This window comes from Pauljensenia hongkongensis (assembly GCF_001746855.1).
Classification (GTDB): Bacteria; Actinomycetota; Actinomycetes; order Actinomycetales; family Actinomycetaceae; genus Pauljensenia; species Pauljensenia hongkongensis.
Map to the genome: position 1 here is coordinate 851,468 of NZ_CP017298.1, position 19,853 is coordinate 871,320.

Genomic DNA, 19,853 nt, shown 5'->3' on the forward strand with positions numbered 1-19,853 from the left:
CAGTTCGACATGGTCAACGCCGAAAGGCAGTTCGACCAGATCGCTTGTGACTTCGTCGGGCAGCGCGCTGAGCGACTCGCCGACTATGAGCGCGATCTCCGGGAAAACCTCAATGAGAGTGGCGCCCGGCGCCTGCGCGACCAGTTCGCCTTGCCCCTGTGCCGTCGCTCCGTCAGGCTCGCGATCCGCTTCTCCATCAGATCCGCGCGCAACCCGTTCACCCGGTTCCCGCGCCGCTTCCCCACCAGACCCGCGTGCAACCCGTTCACCCGGTTCCCGCGCCGCTTCCCCACCAGGTTCGCGCGGAGATGAGGTCGATCCGTCGTTGGTGCCCATGAGCGGAACGATAGTAGAGTCAGCCTGCCTGAGGTAGCGGGTAAGCACCAAGGTCCGACAGCGTGTGTGGAGGCATTCATAGGTTCGGGGACGCCGTGCGATGCGCGTCTTCTGCTGGTCCATCGGTGCGCGCTGTCCGCGGCGTGGCAGTGGATCCCCACATGGTGGTGTGGTGCTCGACGGGTCGTCTGGTGTTCCAAAATGCGTCTGAGTCTCGGGTGAGAACGGAGGCACGGCAGGCACGTGTTCCAAAATGCGTCTGAGTCTGCCCGAATCCGCCCAGATCGGGCCGAAACCGCTGAACTCAGACGCATTTTGGACCAACCCGCGGCTAAGCCGTCCGAATGCAGCGAAACCCAGACGCATTTTGGACCAGTAGGCGCAACGGGCAGCGCGGCCGGACCCCGCAGACGGACAGCCCCCGCCCGCCTGCGGTAGTGCCTGCTCCGACTGGCCGTTGCGACCGCCGACCGGGATTCCTCACCTTCCGGCGCGGTAGTACCGGACCGCCACCTGCGTGCGGTTGCGCAGCCCCGTCTTGGCCAGGATGGAACTGATGTGGTTGCGCACCGTGCCCTCGCTCATGAAGAGCCTCTCCGCCGTCTCGGCGTTGTCCAGGCCGGCCGCCACTGCCTCGACGACCTCGTACTCGCGGTCGGTCAACGAGGCGAAGACCGTGCTCCTCGGGTCCGGGACCCCCACCGCGCCCGCGGGCTCGCCCGGATCTCCGTGCGCCCCGGGACGGCCGCCATTCTTCCCCGGCCCACTGCCGGACGTCCCCGACCCACCGCCGGACGTCCCCGCCCCACTGCCGGGCGCGGGGGCGGGCAGGGCGCGCATGCCCATGGAGGCCCCGCGCTCGAGCACGTCGCCCTCCAGGACGCACACGCCGACCATGACGGAGCGCAGTGCCGGGGCGATCTGGGCGACGTCCTGTTTGATGAGGTAGCCGCGCGCCCCCATTCTCAGGGCCCGCACGATGTACTCGTCGTCCGAGAAGGTCGTGAGGAACACGATGCGCGCCTGCGGGTCCCCCTCCAGGATCTCCTCCGCGGCGCTGAGACCATCGGCGCCGGGCATGCGGATGTCCATGAGGAGCACGTCGGGGCGCAGCCGCCGGAACTCCTGGACCGCCTCCGCGCCGGACAAGCACGTGCCGACCACGTCGATGCCGTCCTCGGCTGACAAGATGGTCGCCAGCGATTGGACGACGATGGCGTCGTCATCGACGATGAGAACCCTCATACCGCACCGTCCTTGTCTTTCGGGATCGTCGCGAACACTGTGAAACGGGGGCGGGGAGTGATCCGCACGGTCCCGCCCAGAGCCTCGACCCGGTCCGTCATCGCGCGCAGTCCGAGGCCGGGGCGGATCGCGCCGTCGCCTGGCGCCCCGAGCCCGGACCTTCGGACGGATGGTGTCCCGAGCCCGGACCCGCGGTCTAATGGCGCACTGCCGGGGGAGGCCCCGGAGCCGGGCGAGCCGCCGTCCGGCTCCGCGTCCCCAGCGGGAACGGCGCCGTCGTTGTCGACCGTGACCTGCCAGAAGGCGGGGTAGTCGATGACGGTGACCCGCGCCGAGGCTGCGCCGCCGTGGCGCGCAGCGTTGGTGAGGGCTTCGCGCACGACGGCCGTGATGCAGCGTGAAACCGTGCGCGGCGGTTCCGCGTCCAGCGAGCAGTCCACGTCCACTGTTGCGATGGCGCTCCGCGAGCCCAGCAGGTTGAGGGAGACCGCCAGGTCCTCCCCCTGGTCGGACAGGGCGTGGACAGAGCGGCGCATGGAGTCCAGCGCCTCGTCGAGCCCGTCGTCCAGTGCGGCCAGGTCGGTGACGACGCCGGGATGCTCGCGGTGGGTGATCTGAAGGGCCTTCACCCGCAGCAGGAGGCGGGTGAGCAGGTGCCCGACCCCGTCGTGGATCTCGCGGGCGATGCGCGTGCGCTCGGACAGGGCGGCGGCGCGCAGCTCGTCGTCCTGCATCTGGAGCATCCGGGCGTTCGCGTCCTGCAGGGCCAGGACCCTCTCGCGCAGGTCGTCGCGGGCGGCGTTCAGGTTCTGGCGGGTGGCCTCCCCCTGCCGGGTGCGCAGCGCCAGCAGCGCGGCGACCGCCCCCAGGGCCGCCGTGTAGACCGCGGTCGGCTCGCCCCTGCCCACCGCCGCGACCACGATCGGGGCGCACGCGGCGGCGGCTGCTGAGCGCTGCCACGGCGGACGGCCAGCACTGGCCCGGGCGAGGTCGTAGACGGCCAGCGGAGCGCCCACAGCCGGGGCCGCCGCGAGCGCCTCGGCCAGGAGGTAAGCGGCCGGGACGGCGGCGAACCAGGGCCAGTGCTCCGCCACCACCGCCAGTCCACTGATCGTCACGGCGAGCAGCAGCCAGACCACGGTGGCGGTGTCCGCCCTCCACATCAGGAGGCATCCGCACAGGAGCGCGCCTTTGTCCGCCAAGACCCTCATGCCCCGATTATCGGCGATCAAGGGCCGGGCGCGCCCCGCGTCCGCAGAACCCCGTCGAAGTCATGACAGAAGTCATGCCCTCCCTCCGCACTCATGACTTCCCGCACTTCCGGGGCGCCCGCCTCGTCGGGATGATTGGGGGCACGGGACCAACGCACCGACATGAGGAAGGCGGGGAGGAATGGACTCCGAGAACGGCGCCGAGGGCGCGCAGCGGAACGAGGCGGGCGGGGACGCGGAGCCGGCCCGCGGAACCAGGACGAGTACGGACCGGCAGCGCAGAGCCGGAACGGCGGGCACCGCCCACGGGAACGACAACCCGGCGGGCACCGCGCGCGGAAGCGACAACCCGGCGGGCACCGCCCACGGGAGCGACGGCCGGGCGAGCGCCCCGAGCGGAAGCGACGGCCGGGCGGACGCCGCCGTCGAGGTCGAGTCCTTGGTGAAGCGCTACGGGGAGCTGATCGCCGTGGACGGGCTGTCCCTGAGGATCGGGCGGGGCGAGGTCGTCGGCCTGCTCGGCCCCAACGGCTCGGGCAAGACCACGACGATCAACTGCCTCCTCCAACTGCTCTCCTACGACAAGGGGGCGATCCGCGTGTTCGGCCAGCCCATGTCGCCCACCGCCTACGGCCTCAAGCGCCGCATCGGCGTGGTGCCCCAGGAGGTCGCCGTCTTCGACGAGCTCACCGTGGCCGAGAACGTCGACGCCTTCTGCGCCCTGTACGTGCGCGACCGCGGCCTGCGGCGGCGCATGGTCTCCGAGGCTATCGCCTTCGTCGGGTTGGAGAAGTTCGCGGCCTTCAAACCGAAGAAGCTCTCGGGCGGGCTGCTGCGCCGCCTCAACATCGCGTGCGGGATCGCGCACCGCCCCGACCTCATCATCCTCGACGAGCCCACGGTGGCCGTAGACCCCCAGAGCCGCAGCGCCATCCTCGACGGCATCAAGCGCCTCAACCAGGAGGGCGCCACCGTCATCTACACGAGCCACTACATGGAGGAGGTGGAGCAGTTGTGCGACCGGATCACCATCATGGACCGGGGACGCCAGGTGGCCTCGGGCACCTCCGACGAGCTCAAGGCCATGATCGGCACGGGCGAGCGCATCCGGGTGGAGGTCGTCGACCCGCTCCCCCTGGGCGAGGAGGCCCTGGAGGCGCTGCGCCGCCTCGAGCGGGTGCGCTCCGTCGCCTACGAGGCGCCCACCGCGCTCATCGAGTGCGCCGCCGGGCCGCACAACCTCTCCGACGTCATGGGCGCGCTGGCCGGGGTCGGCGCGACCTGCGGCCGGGTCGTCTCCGAGCCCCCGACCCTCAACGAGGTGTTCCTGGAGATCACCGGCCGCGCGCTGCGGGACGAGGCGGCCTGACATGGTGACCGTCTTCCGCTACCAGGTGCTCCGGCTCCTGCGCGACCGCATCCTGCTCGTGTGGACGCTCGGCTTCCCGGTCGTGCTGTCGCTCATCTTCATGGCGCAGTTCTCCAACCTGGAGAAGGCCTACGAGGCCACCCCCATGAGTTTCGGCGTCGTCCAGGACGACGCGTACTGGGCGGCCCCCGGACTGGACGCCGTCGTCGAGCGCGTCTCCTCCGAGGACGCCGACCCGCGCCTCATCATGAAAGTCTCCCATTCCACCGCGTCCGAGGCCGAGGCCGCCGCGAAACGGGGCGACACGAACGGCTACCTCGCCGTCGAGGACGGCGGGCCGGTGCTGCACGTGTCCCAGAAAGGCAACGAGGCTGAGACGACCCGGGTCCTGCGGGTGGTCATGGACTCCTACACCCAGGCGGCGGCCGAGCACCGGGCGCTCGCCGAGGCGGGCGCGCCGCCCGAACAGGTGGCCGGGGCGGGGGCCGACCGCTCCTTCACCCGCCCGGTCTCGGTGACGCAGAACCCCGTCAAACCCGCGACCCGCTACTACTTCGCGCTGCTCGCCTTCGCCAGCGGCATGGGCACGACCGTCACCATGGTCGCCGTGCAGGGCATCATGGCCTCCTCCCCCCTGGGGGCGCGGCGCATCCTGGCGGGCCTGCCGCGGTGGCAGGTCCTCACCGCCACACTCACGGCCTCCTGGGCGTGCGTCCTGGTCTGCCTGCTCATCGCCTTCGCATTCATCGCCGCGGTGGTCGGCGTGGATTTCGGACCGCACGTGGGCCTGTGCCTCGTGGCGATCGGGGCCGCCAGCCTCATGTCGAGCGCCGCGGGCGCCGCCCTGGGATCGGCAGGCGGAGCCGGGATCGGGGTGGTCTCCGCGATCACCTGCCTCCTGTCACTGTTCACCGGCCTGTACGGGCCCGGCGCGCAGTCCGTGGCCAACGCGGTCGAGCTCAACGCGCCGCTCCTGGCGCAGGCCAACCCCCTGTGGCAGGCATCCCATTGCTTCTACGCCCTGCTCTACTACGACTCCTTGGAGCCCTTCGCCCGCAGCTGCGCCGTCCTGGCGGGCATGACGGGCCTGTTCCTCGCAATCGCCCTGATCCGCGCCAGGAGGATGACCCATGAGCACCTTTAGAACGTCGTTGAGGATCGTGGCCGCCCACCGGGCGTACGTCCTGGTCTACCTGGTGCTCCTGTCCATGCTCGGCCTGCTCACCGGCCTGGCCCGGTCCGAGGGATCCTCCCACCAGGTCAAGCAGGCGACGGCGAGCGTGGCCGTCATCGACCGCGACGGCTCCACCATCTCCCGGGGGATCAAGGACTACATCGAGTCCGTCGGCGAGGCGAAACCGCTGGAGGACTCCACCCGGGCCATCCAGGACGCCACCGCGCAGAACCGCATCAGCTACATCCTCATCATCCCCGCCGGTTACGGGGAGGCGCTGCAGCGGGCCGCGCGAGGCGGGGGCGGGCCGCCGCAGATGGACACGGTCATCGGGTACGAGTCGGCCTCGGGCGCGCTCATGGACGTGCGCGCCGACTCCTACGTGGGGAAGGTCGCCGACTACCTGTCCGCGCTCACCGACGACCCGGCCCGGGCCGTCGCCCTGGCGGAGGAGACGATGCGCCACTGCGCCCCCACCGAGAGGATCGCCCAGGACGCCACCCCCCTGCCGCACAGCCTCCTCGTCTACGCCCGGTTCTCCCTGTACCCGCTCTTGGCTTTCGCGGTCGTCGCGATCGCGACGCTCATGGCGTCGTTGGGGCGCCGGGCGGTGCGCTCCCGCCTCACTGCGGCGCCGGTGGGCAGCGGGGCCCACAGCCTCGGTGTGCTGGGCGCCTGCCTGGCCGTCGGCGCCATCGGGTGGCTGTGGGTGTTCGGACTGGGAGTGGCCGTCTTCGGCAGGGCCTCCCTCGCAGCGTCGGCGCCTCTGCTGGGCGTGGTCGGCGCCGCCCTGGGGGCCTACACGCTCGTGGCCGTGTCACTGGGGTTCCTCATAGGGCAGGTCGGCCTGGGCGAGAACGCGGCCCACGCCATCGCCAATATCGGGGGCATGGCGTTGTCCTTCCTGGGCGGGACCTGGGTGCCCATCGAGTGGCTGCCCGACGCCGTCGCCCGGGCCGCCAGGCTCACCCCCGGGTACTGGGTGGACCAGGCGCTCTCCGGGGCCTACGCCGCCACCTCGACGTCCGCGGAAGCGCTCCTCCCCCTGCTGGCCGACTGCGGGATCTGCGCCCTCTTCGCCTTGGCGATCCTCTCAGTCGCCATGGGCGTGCGCCGCACGCGGGCGCGCGCGTCGCTGTGAGGCGGGGGGCGCCCAATCCCCTCGGTCCTCTCAGCCGAACCGTGGGGGGAAGGGGTCCTGCTCCACAGCGTCGAGCGCGGCCCGGATCCTCGCCTCCTCATCGGAGCCGTTCGTCGGCAGCCGCAGAACGGGCACGCCGTAGGCCCGCAGCACCTGGTCCTTCAAGGCATCGCGGCGACGCTGGGCGGGGTCGCCCTCGTGGTAGCGGAACCCGTCGACCTCGATACCCAGGACCAGTTTGTGCGTGACCGTGGAGAACACTCCGAAGTCGAGGGCACTGCCGTGCCAGACGAACTGCCGTTGCTCCTCGTTGAGACGGCGCGTGTGCGGCAGCACGTCGCGCAGATGCACCTGGAACTGGTAGCCCAGGCGCGCGTAGTGCGTCTCGGCGAGGACGTTCCCCAGGAGCGTGTCGATGATGTTCTCCGAGGGGAACCGACTGGGGCCGTGCCATTTGCTGCGCGCGTACTGGCGCACAGCGTCCGAGTAGTGGGCGTAGAGGACATCGAACACTGACACGATGTCGGATTCGACGACCTGCTCCGGATCCAGCATGGTGATGTAGTCGAGCAGCGCGGTCACATTGCGGCTGTGGCGCACCCCTCCGTGGGCGGTCACGACGACGACCCGGTCCTTCGCCCGTGAAACGGCGACGTTCGTGATCCGCGAGTCGTCGTAGAACCGCGGATCCCCGCCGTCGGTGTCGTCGGAGTTCAGCACCGTGGAGAACACGATCGTGCCCGCGCCGCGGCCTTGGAACTTGTGGGCCGTTTCCGCGAGCCACCTCGCGTGCCCGCCGCCCTCCGATTCCTGCCGCACCCGCGCGCCCACGCGGTTCGCCTGCTCCCGGTAGGGGGTCACGATCCCGAGCACGTAGTCCCCCGACTCGTCTTTGTCCTCTGTCGTGACGCCGCGGTCCAGCAGTCGCAGATCCTCCAACTGGGCGATGATGTCGATCTCCCGCTGGGAGTACCGGCCACCGCGCAGGCGGCGCGCGTGGTTGCCCGGAGCGGCGCGCACGACGCGCATGGGCGGTTCCTGGGAGTCGGCCGGATCCGTCATCGCGATGAGCTGGCCGTCGTAGTACATGCGGTTGCAGAACTCGATGATGGCCGGACGGCACCGGTAGTGCTCTTTGAGGAGGGTGCGCGGGATCCCGGCCACTTCGTCGAGCGCCTTGACGGACCTCAGGAGCGACAGGCACCGCACGTCGTAACGGGGATCCGGCGGCTCGCGGCGGCTTTCCTCCCACCCCGTCAGGACGGGGCCCAGTTGTTGCTCGTCCCCGACGATGACGGCGTTGCGGGCCTTGCTCAGCGCCGCTATGCCTTCGGGGATGACGACTTGGGAGGACTCGTCGATGATGACCCAGTCGAGCAGGACCGACTCGTCCAGGTTCCCGCGGATCGAATGGCAGGTGGAAGCGACCACGGGGTACGTGCCGAGCAGGGACCGGGTCTGCGCGCTGAGGTACTTGGTCGACGTGAGGAGGGTCCGGGGCACGGCCGTGAAACGGCGTCGGATCGCCCTGTCGAGCACTGCCCGTGATTGGCTGCGGTACTCGCGCGCCTCTTCCTGGGCCCCGGCATTGCGGGAGCGCTCCTCCGCGCGCTCGATCCGCGAGGCGGTCTCCTCCTCGTAGGCCCGGTACCACTGCAGCTGCAATGCGGCCTGCGTGTCGGCGTCGTCCAGCCGCACCCCCTTGAGGGAGCCGTAGGCGAAATAGCGGCGGATTCTTTCGACGAGGCCGAGCACTCCCCGGTGGGGCTTGGGCGCTGACCGCGCGAGGGCGAGCAGATCCGCCAGCGCCTCCGGGCCCCGCCTCACGACGGGGAGGCCGGAGACGTCCGGGAGCGGGCGCCGGGACTCCCGGATCTTCACTTCGAGGAGCTGGCGTTCCTTGCGTGTCGCAGCGAGTTCCGCCCGGATCCGGGGAATGTCCCTCCCGTCCTGCCACAGTTGGACGAGGCGCGCCTCGCGTTCGTGGAGGTCATCGGGGTCGACCGCAACCGGTGTCCCGTCGGCTCCGAGGCCGGCCGTGGCCTCCCACTCCTCCCACAGCTCCCCGAGGCGTCCTTGTTCGCGGAGGAACGCCTCCACTTTCTCCCGCTTCCCCACATTCGCCACCAGGAACCCGTACCCCTCCTCGGTGAGCTTCTCCACGACGTTGTCCACCGCCGAGTTCACTCCTGAGACGATGCCGACCGTTTTCCCCTGGGCGACAAGGGTCGCGACCAGGTTGAGGATCGTCTGCGTCTTGCCGGTTCCTGGAGGGCCGTCGATTACGGAGAGTTGGTGCGAAAGCGCCGCTTTGAGGGCCCTGCGCTGCTCGAGGTTGGAGGCGAAGGGCATGATGGTGTCCTGCTCCGCTCCCGTGTCCGCGCTGCTCGTGCCCGCCAGATAGGCCTCGAGCGCCGAGCCCGGTGGGACTCTTCCCAGCCGCTCCCACACGTTCGCCAACGTGGCCGCTGCCCTCGCCGAGTTCTTCTCGGCCCTCCACTTCGTGGAGCGCCCCGTGCCCTCCTGCCAGGCGCCCACCCGCCTCGCCTGGCCCCGGACTTCGTCGCGCACGTAGTCCATGATTTCGAGCGCGTTGCGCCGTTCCGGGGTCAGCAGCCTCATCCGGACCTCCCCCTCGCCGCGTCGGCTTAGCCCTACTGTGCCGTTGCGGCGTCGGTACACAAGCGTGTAGCGCACCCTACTGGGGTCTTCGCGCAGGCCGAGCGAGTAAACTGTTTCGACGGTCCCCCACAAGGACCCCCGTACATAGACCTCGTCCCCCCGCGCGAGGTCGCGCCGGACCACCTGATCATAGATACGGACTTTGGCGGCCTGGTAACGGTATATCCTCCCAGAGGAATAGGTGACGATGACCCGATCGCCCCGCTCCTCAAGGCCGCTCACGCGGCCCGTCACATCCTTGAAATCCGACTCGCCCTGGTTGTGCACGAGCACGTGCATCGCCCGAGCATCGATGGCCCCCATCTCTCCCCCTTTGACGGTCACGGTCCCATCACCCACGCTAGTGGACGGCCCGCCCACCCGGTAGGTTGCTGGGAATCCTCCCGCAGGCGCCGATCCACTCGGCCAGAGCTCTCCGTGGCACGCCTCGTCCACTTCTCTCGCCCCCCTAAGAGGCGAAACGAAGCTATCGACGGAAGCTTGGGCCACCCGACGGGCACCTCCCCCGGGTTCCGCAACCGAATCTGCTACCGCTTCCGGGGCATCCTTGAAACCGTCGGTCTCGCACACCACCTACACCGTAAAGCACGAAGAACCGGCAAACGCGCACGAGGCCTAATCGCCAGCCCGGGATTCTCCCCGAAAATCTGCGGGTCGCAGCCGCGATGGCCCGAGGCAGTGGTCGGGCCGCGCTCTCGCGCGACCCGGCGACGGCCTCGTCACAGCTCATGCTCCTTAGTCAAAGTCCGCCAACACGCCCATGTCGCTGGCAGCGTGACGCAAGCGCTTATCGCGCGTCCACAGCGACACCCCGGGGGTGACGATGGCACTCGCTAGAAGCGCTGCATCGACAGCGCTGAGCCCCCTGCCCCACAGACGCCGTTCCTCGACGAGATGCCGCACCCCCTGGTCGTCAACGTTGCGAACCATCATCAAACGCTCTAACGCCTTCAGGAGGATCGACCGGTCTTTCAGGTTGCCCAATGCCAGCTCAGTGATGACGCTCTGGTGCACGCACACCTGATCGCGTTCGAGCAGATCGACCAGGACTGGCTCGGCTGCGCGCAGGTGGTCGATCCACACGTTCGTGTCAACGAGGATCCTCATGCGCGCGCCCGGCTCCGCGGCGCAGCCTCCGCTCCCGGATCGCTACCGCCGAGCGCAGCTAGCTGACGACCGCTCTCGATACGGACGAGGAGTTCCACCGCGTCTCGGATCAAAGCGGACCGCTCTCTGATCCCAGTGAGCTCCTGGGCACGGACGAGCAGGTCATCATCGAGTGTCACAGTCGTTCTCATGTTTACCTCCATCACCAGCATAACATCACCAGAATCATCACTTGATTCGTACTGTGATGCGACTCCGCTTCGCGAGCTCCACTCCCTACAGCGAAGCCGGGCCGCACCCTCGCGCGACCCGGCCACTGCCCCTTTCAGGAGTTGGATTCTGGTGCCACGAGCCACTCGCTCGCTTTCTGGCAGACCGTCCGCAACTGCGGGTGCTCTCGCACGATCTGGCGCTGCCGCTCCGCCGACAGTCCAAGCTCGTGCAAGATGTTGAGGATCACGACCGCGGTCGTGGCCCCGACAATGGCATCCAACTCATCAATGGAATGGTTAGGTGTTCTGCCCTCGTGTGCGAGGTCGTTACGGGCACGCGCCGTCCGCTTCGCCCAATGATCGACGTCTGGCACGAGCTGCATGATCGCGTCTTGATCGGGTCGAGCGGCTAGGGCGAAAAGCCGGTCCCGAAGCGTCGGAGAGTTTCTGATCGCCGCCTTGAACCTGCCACGGTGCTCTTCGGGCACCTGGTCGAGCATGGCGTTACGGATCGCCTTGAACTCCGCCTCGGGGATTGGTTTCTCATCGATGTCGAGGCCTCGGTGCAGCGCTTCGGCAGCACCCACTGCCATCAGAAGATTGTTCTCAACAAAACGCGCCGGGGCGTAGCGCAGCCCCAGGATCATGTTGGTCGCTGCCTGCAATCGACCGTGCGCCTCGCACCAGCGCTGCATGACCTCCTCGAACGGGAGCTCCCTACAGGTGAAGAACACCCGATCAGGGTCAACACCCTTCTCGTCGTGCTTGCCGGGTGCTACGGGAGAGTAGAGCACGTTGGCGCGCCGACGCGGCAGAGGCTGGCCATTCGGCAGGACCGTCTCGGTTCCGGCGACCTCCAGCTGGAGCCAGATCACGCCAGCGGCACGGTGCGTTGCCAGCGCGATCAGATCCTGTATCAGGCTCGCCGCATCCAGCCCGGCTCTCAGGGTGAACGGCTCGGCCTGGCGGATGCGGATGGAGGCAGCGTCTCGCATACGTCCGACTGTTCTGCCCTTGCGCCGGTCGAAAAATGGCAGGGTGTGAGTGTGCACAAGGCTATACTCCGTGCCATCAACTGTTACTGTCTCCGCATTGACTGGCTTTACTGAGACCGTCCCGGTCCCATCGAGCTTGCCATCACGAGAGCCGAAGGAGCCCGAGAAAACAGACGATGCAGCCCAAAGCGTCAAGTCTTCGACTGAGACCTCAGCCGCCGCGAAGATTGCATCATCTTCTCCGCCGAGGTGCGCGCCGATGACCGCTATCGTCGCACTCACGGTCTGCAGATCGGGGCTCTCCACCCGCGCGAGCATGGTCCGTTCGCTCCTAGTGGGAACACAGCCTAGGAGTGTGACCTCACGCTGCTCGGCCACCCCGTGAATAACGTCCCACGTCCTAGTGCCCTCGAGTTCATCCATAACTCCAGGGGCGAGAGTCGAAAAGATGCGGTCCTCGAATGCCCCGATCAGCGAGAGCGAGGATCTTCCTTCGCCGTCATACCGCAAGATGCCTGGGATCTGCTTGCCAGGCTCGTCCGGCAGCCACCACAGGCCAGCCAATTCGACGGCCTCATCGAGATTCAGAGGATTGTTGGTCATCGCTCTCCCATGACGACTACTCACACATTGAACCGGAACTCCACCGGGTTACGGCGTAGAGCAACGTTTCAGGGTAAGCTATAGCTCATGAGAAGAGATTTCCCCCGCCGCGCTGCCGTGTACCTACGGGTTAGCCTCGACGCTACAGGCGAGCACCTGGCCGTTGACCGCCAGCGCGCTGACTGCCTCCGTATCATCCGCGAGCGCGGGTGGACACTGACGCAGGAATACGTCGATAACTCCCTCTCCGCGTCGAAGAGGACCGTTCGTCGCCCGGCCTATGACCGCATGGTGCAGGACTACGACGCGGGCCTATTCGACGCTCTCGTATGCTGGGACCTGGACCGGTTGACCCGCCAGCCCCGACAGCTGGAGGACTGGATTGAGCGAGCCGAGGAGCGCGGTCTCGTCATTACGACCGCCAACGGTGAGGCCGACCTGTCCACTGACGGCGGGCGCATGTACGCGCGGATTAAGGCCAGCGTTGCCCGTAGCGAGGTGGAACGTAAGTCAGCCAGGCAGAAGGCCGCCAACGCCCAGCGAGCACGCCTAGGCCGCCCGCCGCTAGGCACCCGGCTCATGGGCTACACAGCCAAGGGCGTACTCATTCCCGAGGAGGCCAAGGTTGTGCGAGGCATCTTCGATTCCTTCCTGGCTGGGGAGTCGTTGAAGGGCATTGCGCGCGGTCTGCAGGCCGCTGGCGTCCCCACGCGCCACGGGGGCCGCTGGCATTCCTCGTCTATCCGCACGATCCTCCTCAACGAGCGGTACGCGGGCATCATGGAGTACATGGGTGAGGTGCTGCCTAACGTCCCGGTCACGTGGGAGCCTATCGTGTCGGAGGACGCGTACTTCCTCGCCCAGTCCCGGCTCTCCGACCCGCTCCGCAAGACCGCCAAGGAGGGCACCCACCGTAAGCACCTCGGCTCGTCGCTGTTCCGGTGTGCTGAGTGTGGGCACGGCATGCACGCCTTCAGTAACGTCCGCTACCGGTGCCCCCGGTGCGAGTTCAGCCGGTCCCGCACGCAGGTTGACGCCTACGTGCTGGCGGTGGTGCGGGCGCGCCTGGCTCAGCCGGACGTTGCGGACCTGCTGGCTGTGGACCATGAGCCGGAGGTGAAGGAGCTGACAGCACAGATTCAACGGCTCCGCGACCGGCTGGAGCGCATCAACCAGGACTACGACGAGGGCATTATCGACGGCCTGCGCTACCGCACGGCGGCTGAGCGCGTCCGGGCTGAGCTGACCGCTACCGAGGGGAAGCGCGCGGCGCTGTCCGGTGGGTTGAGCGGCACGTCGTCCGTGCTGGGAGCGCCGGACCCGGTGGAGGCATTCGACGCCGCTTCCCTCATGATTCAGCGGCGCATCATTGACGCCCTGCTCGACGTGCAATTGAAGCCCGGCGCGCGCGGGTCCCGCACCTTCAACCCGGACAGCGTCATCCTGACGTGGAAGGAGAACTAACATGACCGAGGCATACAGCGTCAAGCTCGTTCACCGGCACGCCGGGCGGCGCAATGACACCGTGCTGGATACCTTCGTTCCTGACGAGGCAGGAGGCTGGACGCCCGTACCCCGGCTCCACTCGGACCCGTGGCCTCACGGGAGCCGCCCCCACAGCCGTCACGAGATCGCACTGGAAGGCGGGAGCGTTGCTACCCGGCGGGTGCTCGTTGGGGAGACTGTAGAGCAAGGCACCGAGGTGCGCGCGGTTGACTCCCGTACAGCCCGGAACGAACGGGACGCAGCCCGCCGCTGGGCACAGGAAGACCCCGAGTACCGCGCGCTGCTGGCTGAAGACCCCCGGGAGGCTCGTAAGGTGGCGCGTCGCGTCGCCTGGCAGATCAACCGGCGGTGCCCGGGGTGCGGTGCGGTGTTGTCGTACTCGTTCCGCGAGGACACGCTCTACCGTGCGTTCGACGGTTTGCGCGCGGAGGGTAGGCGCAAGGTGGACGTTGAGGCCCTGGCCAGGGCGCTCGACCGCTAGCCGTATTCCCTACGCAGCGTTATACTAAACGATGTGATGGCCGTCCTACGGCGGCCTGGCTACCGGCGAGCAGTCACAGTAACGCCGGACGCCCCGAGCAGTTTCCGGGCGATTCTCATGGCGTTCCTCAACGGGAGCGCGGTTTGTTGTGCCTAGGAGGCATCATGGGAACCGCCCGTCAGCGCGCCGCTGCGCGTTACGCATCCCTTACCCGTTCCAGGTCCGAGGACGACCCCACCCTGCTCGCAGCCCGGCAGGACCTGCACGCTGCCGAGCTGGAGGACGCTATCAACCGAGCGCTCGCTAGCGCCCCGCCGCTGGGTGCTGAGCAGCGCGCCCGGCTCGCAGCCATGCTCTCCGCTGGGAAGGCGGTGGCAGCATGACCCCCAACGCAAAGAATGGGGGCTATTCCGGCCCCATGCCTGAGGAACACCGGAACAGCCCCCTTCCTGACAACCACGACGTGGACGGGCGTCACACCCCCAATTTTAGCCCGGACGGCCCGTTGCCCGCTCTGCTCGTGGCCGAGGCTGACCGGATCGACCGGAAGCGGTGGACGCCCCGCGAATACACGCGCGACGCGTTCAGGGAGCGCTTCCAGCCGGGGAACGTCCCGGTGCGCCCGGATAAGAACGGCCCGGCCTACGTGGGCGGCTCGTTCCTCGACGCGAACGCCCCGCGCGGCAAGCGCAACATGCGTGAGCGTTGGGTTATCACCCTCGACGCTGACGAGGTCACCAGCGAGGCGCTCCCCCGCCTGGTTGAGGCAGTGCGGGAGCTGGGCTATGAGTCCATCATTCACGCCACGCACAGCAGCACCCCGACCGCGCCGCGTTGCCGCGTGGTGTTCCCGCTGGCCGCGCCGCTCCCGGCGGCTACCTACCCCGAGGTCGCTAACGCCCTCATGGCGGCGCTGGAGGTGCCGGGCATGGAGTGGGACGCCTCGTGTAACCAGGCGGAACGAGCCATGTACTGGCCGTCCACGCCCGACCGCGCCACCTACTGGGCTGAGTTCACGGAGGGGCGGGCTATGGACGCCGCCGAGTTCATGGCGGAGAGGACGCCTCCCGCTCCCTCTGAGGACGCGGGAGCACGCGCCGGTACGCCCGGCTCTAAGCGCGATCCCGGCTCCCTGCCCGGCATTATCGGGGCCTTCAACCGCGTGTACGACATCCCCGCCGTTATCGACGCCTACTCCCTGCCCTACACGCCAGCCGGGCCGGGGCGCTGGACGTACAACAGCGCTGAGTCTACCGGCGGCCTGAGCCTCGTTGAGGGGCAGAAGGACCTGGCTATCTCCCGGCATGCCAACACTGACCCGGCTTGCATCCCCGATAGCCGGGGTAGCTTCCACGCTGTTAACGCCTTCGACCTGGCGGCGCTCCACCTGTTCGGGAACCTGGACAGCGAGGCCGACCGAGCCAAGGGGCCATGCGAACGCGAGGCGAGCCAGGCGGCTATGGAGCAGCGCGCCGCCCAGGACCCCACAGTCCTGCGGGAGTACGCGGGCACGGACTTCAAGGAGCCGGACACCGACAGCGTGCGCACCGTCATTGCTAAGACCGCCGAGGACACGGACTCCGCCCTGGCTGATTGGTGCGAGCCGCGCCTGGCCGGGCGGCTGGAGTACGTGAGCGGCGCGGGGTTCCGCCTGTATTCCCCCAGCCGGGGCACCTGGGAGACCGACAACAGCAAGGACAACGCCCGCACGATCAAGCTCGTAGAGGACATGCTACGCGAGCGGCACATGGGGATCGTCAAGTCCGGCGACTCCAAGCGCACCCAGCGGGACAGGAAGAACCTCAACAAAGGCAAGATCGAGGCGGTGACCCGGCTGCTCCAAGGCAGGCTCCTGCACGGCCCCGACGAGTACGACGCCAACCCGGACATCCTCAATGTTGGTAACGGAGTGGTGGACCTGCGCACTGGGACGCTCCTCCCTCACGCCCCGAGCTACAGGTGTACGCAGTACACGCCGGTCCCCTACCTCCCGGAGGCCTCGCACGAGGACTGGAAGGCGGCGCTGGCGGCCTTACCGGCTGAGTCCCGCCCCTGGTTCCGCCGGTGGGTTGGCCAGGCGGCTACCGGCTACACGCCTCGGGAAGACAACACCATGCTCGGTATCGCTGCGGGCATTGGAGCGAACGGCAAGACCACCCTGCTCACTGCGGTACGGCTGGCGCTGGGCACTTACGCCGGTACCGCCGCTATGGACCTGTTGCTCAGCAGCCCCCGCAACACCAACAACACGAAGATGGCCCTGTACGGTAAGCGCTTCGTGCTGATTGAGGAGCTGCCGGAGGGCCGACTCGACGGCGTTCAGGTGAAGGCCGTGACCGGTACCGAACTCATCCGGGGCAACCTCAAGTTCAAGGACGAGTTCGAGTGGCGGGCTACCCACTCCCTGATCGTCACGACGAACAATCTCCCCACGGTCTCGGAGTTTTCCGAGGGCTTGTGGCGGCGTCCGTTCGTGCTGGAGTTCCCGTACCGCTTCACCTCCAACCCGCAGGCAGAGGCGGATAGGCCGGGCGACGCCGGGCTAACACAGCGGCTACTCGCGCCCGAGAGCCCGGCTCTGCCCGCTGTGCTGGCGTGGGTAGTGCGGGGCGCGGTGGAGTTCTACGAGCACGGTCAGCAGGTAGGCGCGCTCCCCGCGCCAATCAGCAGCGCGACGGCCTCCTGGCAGGAACAGTCTGACGTGCTACTGGCGTTCGCCTCCGAGTGCCTCGTGAAGGACGCCGGGGCGGTCGTTCCCGGCTCGCACCTGTACGCGGCGTTCGAGGCCTGGCTCTCCGAGCAGGGAGCAGCAAGCTGGAGCCAACGCACATTCCGGGGACGTATCGCGTCGCACGGCTACTTCCGCGACGTGAAGGAGGGTACGCACCGGTGGAAGAAACTCACGCTCTCTACGTGGGGAGCGGAGGCCCACCCCACGGCGGACAAGGTGCGGGGCTACCGGGGTATCCGCTTCCGCACGAGCGAGGACGAGCGCCGCGCTCGGGAGGCTGAGCTAGCCGGGCGGGGCCTGGCTGTAGTGGCCGGAACCGCTGATATGGACCTGATCTGAGGAAGGGAGTACAGCCATGACACGCTACGCCACAGTGCAAGAACAGGACCAGGCTTGCGCCGCTATCCTCGTGCGCAACCTGTACGGCTACGTCAAGTGCGAGGGCCGCCGCTGGTACCTGTGGGATGACGACAACGGCGGATGGAAGCGGACTACGGTCGGCTACGCTCTTTGCAACCGCATCGTGAGGGAGGTGGAACGCCTGATCGTTCAGGCAGTGATGGAGGACAGGTACGAGGACGCGCGCGACTGGTGCCGGTACCTCGACCCGACGGACATCGGCACGCGGCTCACCCCGCACATGGCACGCATCTACCGGGAGAACCAAGCGCTACCCCGTGGGCAGGGGTAGGCCTGGCTGAGTGGGTGGGGAGGGGGCTGTATACCCCCACCCCACCCCTCGACGCCCCCAGAGGCTCAAGCGCTATACCCCCCTTGGTTTAATTTTTAACTATCTGATTCACTTTACGCCCCAGATTTTGAGAGACGCTCGGCATCAAGTCCGGGCGTCTCTTTGCGTACCCGTTCGAGCAAAAGCGTACCCGGTCCTTTCCTCGCGATTCCAACAAAAAGTCGATTTCTAAGCCAAAACGGGTACGCCTTCTATAATCTTTCGCGGGGGAAAATATTAAAAATAGAGATATAAAAGATTAAATGAGGCGTACCCGTTCGACGTCAAAAACGCACTTTTCATTGGAATTGCACAGAAAGAACCGGGTACGCTTTTATTTCTGCCATGTTTCAGCCAGGCAGTGGGCGCAACTTTACGCTTTCAGCCCGGCCACGTCGTCGACGCGGAACGAGACGGCCCCCACGTAGCCCGGCGGCCCGGCTGGCTAGTCTTCCGTGCCTTCAGCGGGGGCAGTCGGACCTTCAGGACCACGAGCCTGCTGCTCAAGATAGGCCCGGGTCTCTCGATACGATGCAATCAGTTCCTCAGCACTCGGCACTTCAAGCCATTCACTGGAGATGAATCGAACTTGGCTCCACCACCGAACACTCACCGTGGTAGCAAGCTTCACCCTATCGATCCCGAGCGGACACGAAACCCAAAACCCCACATACTGCCCGGGGGGAAGATACTGAGGCTTGAACACACCATCCTCCCGCCGTAACCGACACCTACTCAGCATTCTTAGATGCTCGGGCAAGGAGTCAGGGACCCCGAGCCTCGCTGCGTCCGGTTTGCGCTCAGCGAACAGGTCGAAGGGCTGCCAGTCATGACGATATACCTCGTGAGCATAGGCTCTTACGCCCGTGTTCTGCATCCATGCCTGCACCCATCGCACACCACTGCGATCCACATAGCCCCGTGCAGTGAAGCCAAACCTCACCGTAACCGGCAGCTTTTCGCGCTGCATCCGAAATGTAGCAACCGACACCGCTACGCCAGCTATACCAACGATGACAGTGCCGATTGCTTGAACAAGCGCGGCTATGTTCGTCCAGTCCTGAAGGCTCAACCCTAGCCAGGTACTTGCACTGTCCTGGGGAGTCACTTCTTCCCGCCAGACGTTAATCCAGAACGGAACTCCACCACGTCCCCGTCCTGCATGACGTAGTCCTTGCCCTCCATGCGGACCCGGCCGTGGGCGCGCGCCTCGGCGATGGAGCCCAGGGCGACCAGGTCCTCGTAGGAGACGATCTCGGCCTTGATGAAGCCCTTCTCGAAGTCCGTGTGGATGACTCCGGCGGCCTTGGGGGCGGTGTCGCCCTTGTGGATGGTCCAGGCGCGCGACTCCTTCTCGCCGGCCGTGAGGAAGGTCTGCAGGCCCAGGGTGTCGAAGCCGACGCGGGCCAGCTGGTCCAGGCCCGACTCGTCCTGGCCTGACTCGGCCAGCATCTCGCGGGCGTCCGCCTCGTCGAGCTCCACCAGCTCCGCCTCGAACTGCGCGTCCAGGAAGACCGCCTCCGCGGGGGCCACCAGGGCGCGCAGCTCGTCCTTGAGGTCCTCGTCCTCCATGCCGTCGGCGTCCATGTTGAACACGAAGATGAAGGGCTTGGTCGTCATCAACTGGAAGGACGCGAGCGCCTCCTGGTCCAGGTCCGCGCCCGCGGGGCCGCTGAGCAGCTCGCCCTTCTCCAGGACCGCCAGCGCCGCCCGCGCCGTCTCGAGGACGACGGGCTCGGTCTTCTTGCCGCGCACTTCCTTCTCCAAGCGGGGGATCTGCTTCTCGAGCGTCTGCATGTCCGCCAGGACCAGTTCCGTCTGGATCGTCTCGATGTCCGAGGCGGGGTCCACCTTCCCGTCCACGTGCACCACGTCGGGGTCGTTGAAGGCGCGGGTCACCTGGCAGATGGCGTCCGCCTCGCGGATGTTCGCGAGGAACTGGTTGCCCAGCCCCTCCCCCTCCGAGGCGCCGCGCACGATGCCGGCGATGTCGACGAAGGACACCGTGGCGTGCACGGTCCGCTGCGAGTGGAACATCTCCGCCAGTTTGTCCAGGCGCGGGTCGGGCAGGGGGACCACGCCCACGTTCGGCTCGATCGTGGCGAACGGGTAGTTCGCGGCGAGCACCGTCGCGCGCGTCAGGGCGTTGAACAGGGTCGACTTGCCGACGTTGGGCAGTCCGGCGATACCAATCGTGAGAGACACGGTCTTATCCTAACCGACCCCCCGCGCAGCTGGGCCCGACCCACGAACGTGTCCGCGCCGTCCTCCAGTTCGGCGCCCCCGCGCACCTGGGCGCCGCGCGGCCGACCGTGGCCTGGCCGCCGGAT

15 protein-coding genes are annotated in these 19,853 nt (G+C 67.6%); 8 read left to right on the forward strand and 7 right to left on the reverse strand.

Annotated features, from left to right (window positions below; translation table 11 throughout):
• Nucleotides 1–9 precede the first annotated feature (9 nt).
• The gene (locus BH719_RS09820) at nt 10–312 is read left to right on the forward strand and encodes a hypothetical protein (protein WP_157098173.1); all 303 of its coding nucleotides are present in this window, start codon (nt 10–12) and stop codon (nt 310–312) included.
• 504 nt (nt 313–816) lie between these two features.
• Here BH719_RS09820 and BH719_RS03535 read toward each other — a convergent pair.
• Together BH719_RS03535 and BH719_RS03540 are read right to left on the reverse strand one after the other, a co-directional pair.
• On the reverse strand, nt 817–1,581 hold the full coding sequence (locus BH719_RS03535; RefSeq protein ID WP_009743375.1) for a response regulator transcription factor: 765 nt from the start codon (nt 1,579–1,581) through the stop codon (nt 817–819).
• On the reverse strand, nt 1,578–2,792 hold the full coding sequence (locus tag BH719_RS03540; RefSeq protein WP_009743376.1) for a sensor histidine kinase: 1,215 nt from the start codon (nt 2,790–2,792) through the stop codon (nt 1,578–1,580). The genes BH719_RS03535 and BH719_RS03540 overlap by 4 nt, the downstream gene beginning before the upstream one ends.
• A 181-nt stretch (nt 2,793–2,973) precedes the next feature.
• Here BH719_RS03540 and BH719_RS03545 point away from each other — a divergent pair, with 181 nt between their 5' ends.
• The 3 genes from BH719_RS03545 to BH719_RS03555 are packed head-to-tail and all read left to right on the forward strand — an operon-like array spanning nt 2,974 to nt 6,476.
• Entirely contained in the window at nt 2,974–4,161 is a 1,188-nt protein-coding gene (locus tag BH719_RS03545; protein ID WP_009743378.1) for an ABC transporter ATP-binding protein, read from the forward strand.
• Between the two features lies 1 nt (nt 4,162).
• Nucleotides 4,163–5,305 carry an ABC transporter permease gene (locus tag BH719_RS03550; RefSeq protein ID WP_009743379.1) on the forward strand — a complete coding sequence of 381 codons (1,143 nt, stop codon included), beginning with the start codon at nt 4,163–4,165 and terminating at the stop codon, nt 5,303–5,305.
• Nucleotides 5,292–6,476, forward strand: a complete 1,185-nt coding sequence (locus BH719_RS03555; protein ID WP_009743380.1) for an ABC transporter permease — start codon at nt 5,292–5,294, stop codon at nt 6,474–6,476. The genes BH719_RS03550 and BH719_RS03555 overlap by 14 nt, the downstream gene beginning before the upstream one ends.
• A 30-nt stretch (nt 6,477–6,506) precedes the next feature.
• Here BH719_RS03555 and BH719_RS03560 read toward each other — a convergent pair whose 3' ends face one another.
• The 4 genes from BH719_RS03560 to BH719_RS03575 form a co-directional block, all read right to left on the reverse strand.
• The gene (locus BH719_RS03560; protein ID WP_245683312.1) at nt 6,507–9,497 is read right to left on the reverse strand and encodes an AAA domain-containing protein; all 2,991 of its coding nucleotides are present in this window, start codon (nt 9,495–9,497) and stop codon (nt 6,507–6,509) included.
• 396 nt (nt 9,498–9,893) lie between these two features.
• Nucleotides 9,894–10,265: a type II toxin-antitoxin system VapC family toxin gene (locus BH719_RS03565; protein ID WP_009743382.1), complete on the reverse strand. Its 372-nt coding sequence runs from the start codon at nt 10,263–10,265 to the stop codon at nt 9,894–9,896.
• On the reverse strand, nt 10,262–10,456 hold the full coding sequence (locus tag BH719_RS03570; protein WP_034255565.1) for a type II toxin-antitoxin system VapB family antitoxin: 195 nt from the start codon (nt 10,454–10,456) through the stop codon (nt 10,262–10,264). The genes BH719_RS03565 and BH719_RS03570 overlap by 4 nt, the downstream gene beginning before the upstream one ends.
• 134 nt (nt 10,457–10,590) lie before the next feature.
• Entirely contained in the window at nt 10,591–12,075 is a 1,485-nt protein-coding gene (locus BH719_RS03575) for an ApeA N-terminal domain 1-containing protein (RefSeq protein ID WP_009743384.1), read from the reverse strand.
• Nucleotides 12,076–12,162: 87 nt separating this feature from the next.
• Here BH719_RS03575 and BH719_RS03580 point away from each other — a divergent pair, with 87 nt between their 5' ends.
• The 4 genes from BH719_RS03580 (at nt 12,163) to BH719_RS03600 (ending at nt 17,484) form a co-directional block, all read left to right on the forward strand.
• Complete coding sequence (locus BH719_RS03580) at nt 12,163–13,539, forward strand: recombinase family protein (RefSeq protein WP_009743385.1); 1,377 nt, start codon at nt 12,163–12,165, stop codon at nt 13,537–13,539.
• A gap of 1 nt (nt 13,540) precedes the next feature.
• On the forward strand, nt 13,541–14,062 hold the full coding sequence (locus tag BH719_RS03585; RefSeq protein ID WP_009743386.1) for a hypothetical protein: 522 nt from the start codon (nt 13,541–13,543) through the stop codon (nt 14,060–14,062).
• Nucleotides 14,063–14,480: 418 nt separating this feature from the next.
• Nucleotides 14,481–17,132, forward strand: coding sequence for a DNA primase family protein (locus BH719_RS03595; protein WP_009743388.1), 2,652 nt, complete (start codon nt 14,481–14,483; stop codon nt 17,130–17,132).
• Nucleotides 17,133–17,148: 16 nt separating this feature from the next.
• Nucleotides 17,149–17,484, forward strand: a complete 336-nt coding sequence (locus BH719_RS03600; RefSeq protein WP_009743389.1) for a hypothetical protein — start codon at nt 17,149–17,151, stop codon at nt 17,482–17,484.
• 1,143 nt (nt 17,485–18,627) lie between these two features.
• Here BH719_RS03600 and ychF read toward each other — a convergent pair.
• Nucleotides 18,628–19,728 carry a redox-regulated ATPase YchF gene (gene ychF / locus BH719_RS03605; protein WP_009743390.1) on the reverse strand — a complete coding sequence of 367 codons (1,101 nt, stop codon included), beginning with the start codon at nt 19,726–19,728 and terminating at the stop codon, nt 18,628–18,630.
• Nucleotides 19,729–19,853: the final 125 nt, after the last annotated feature.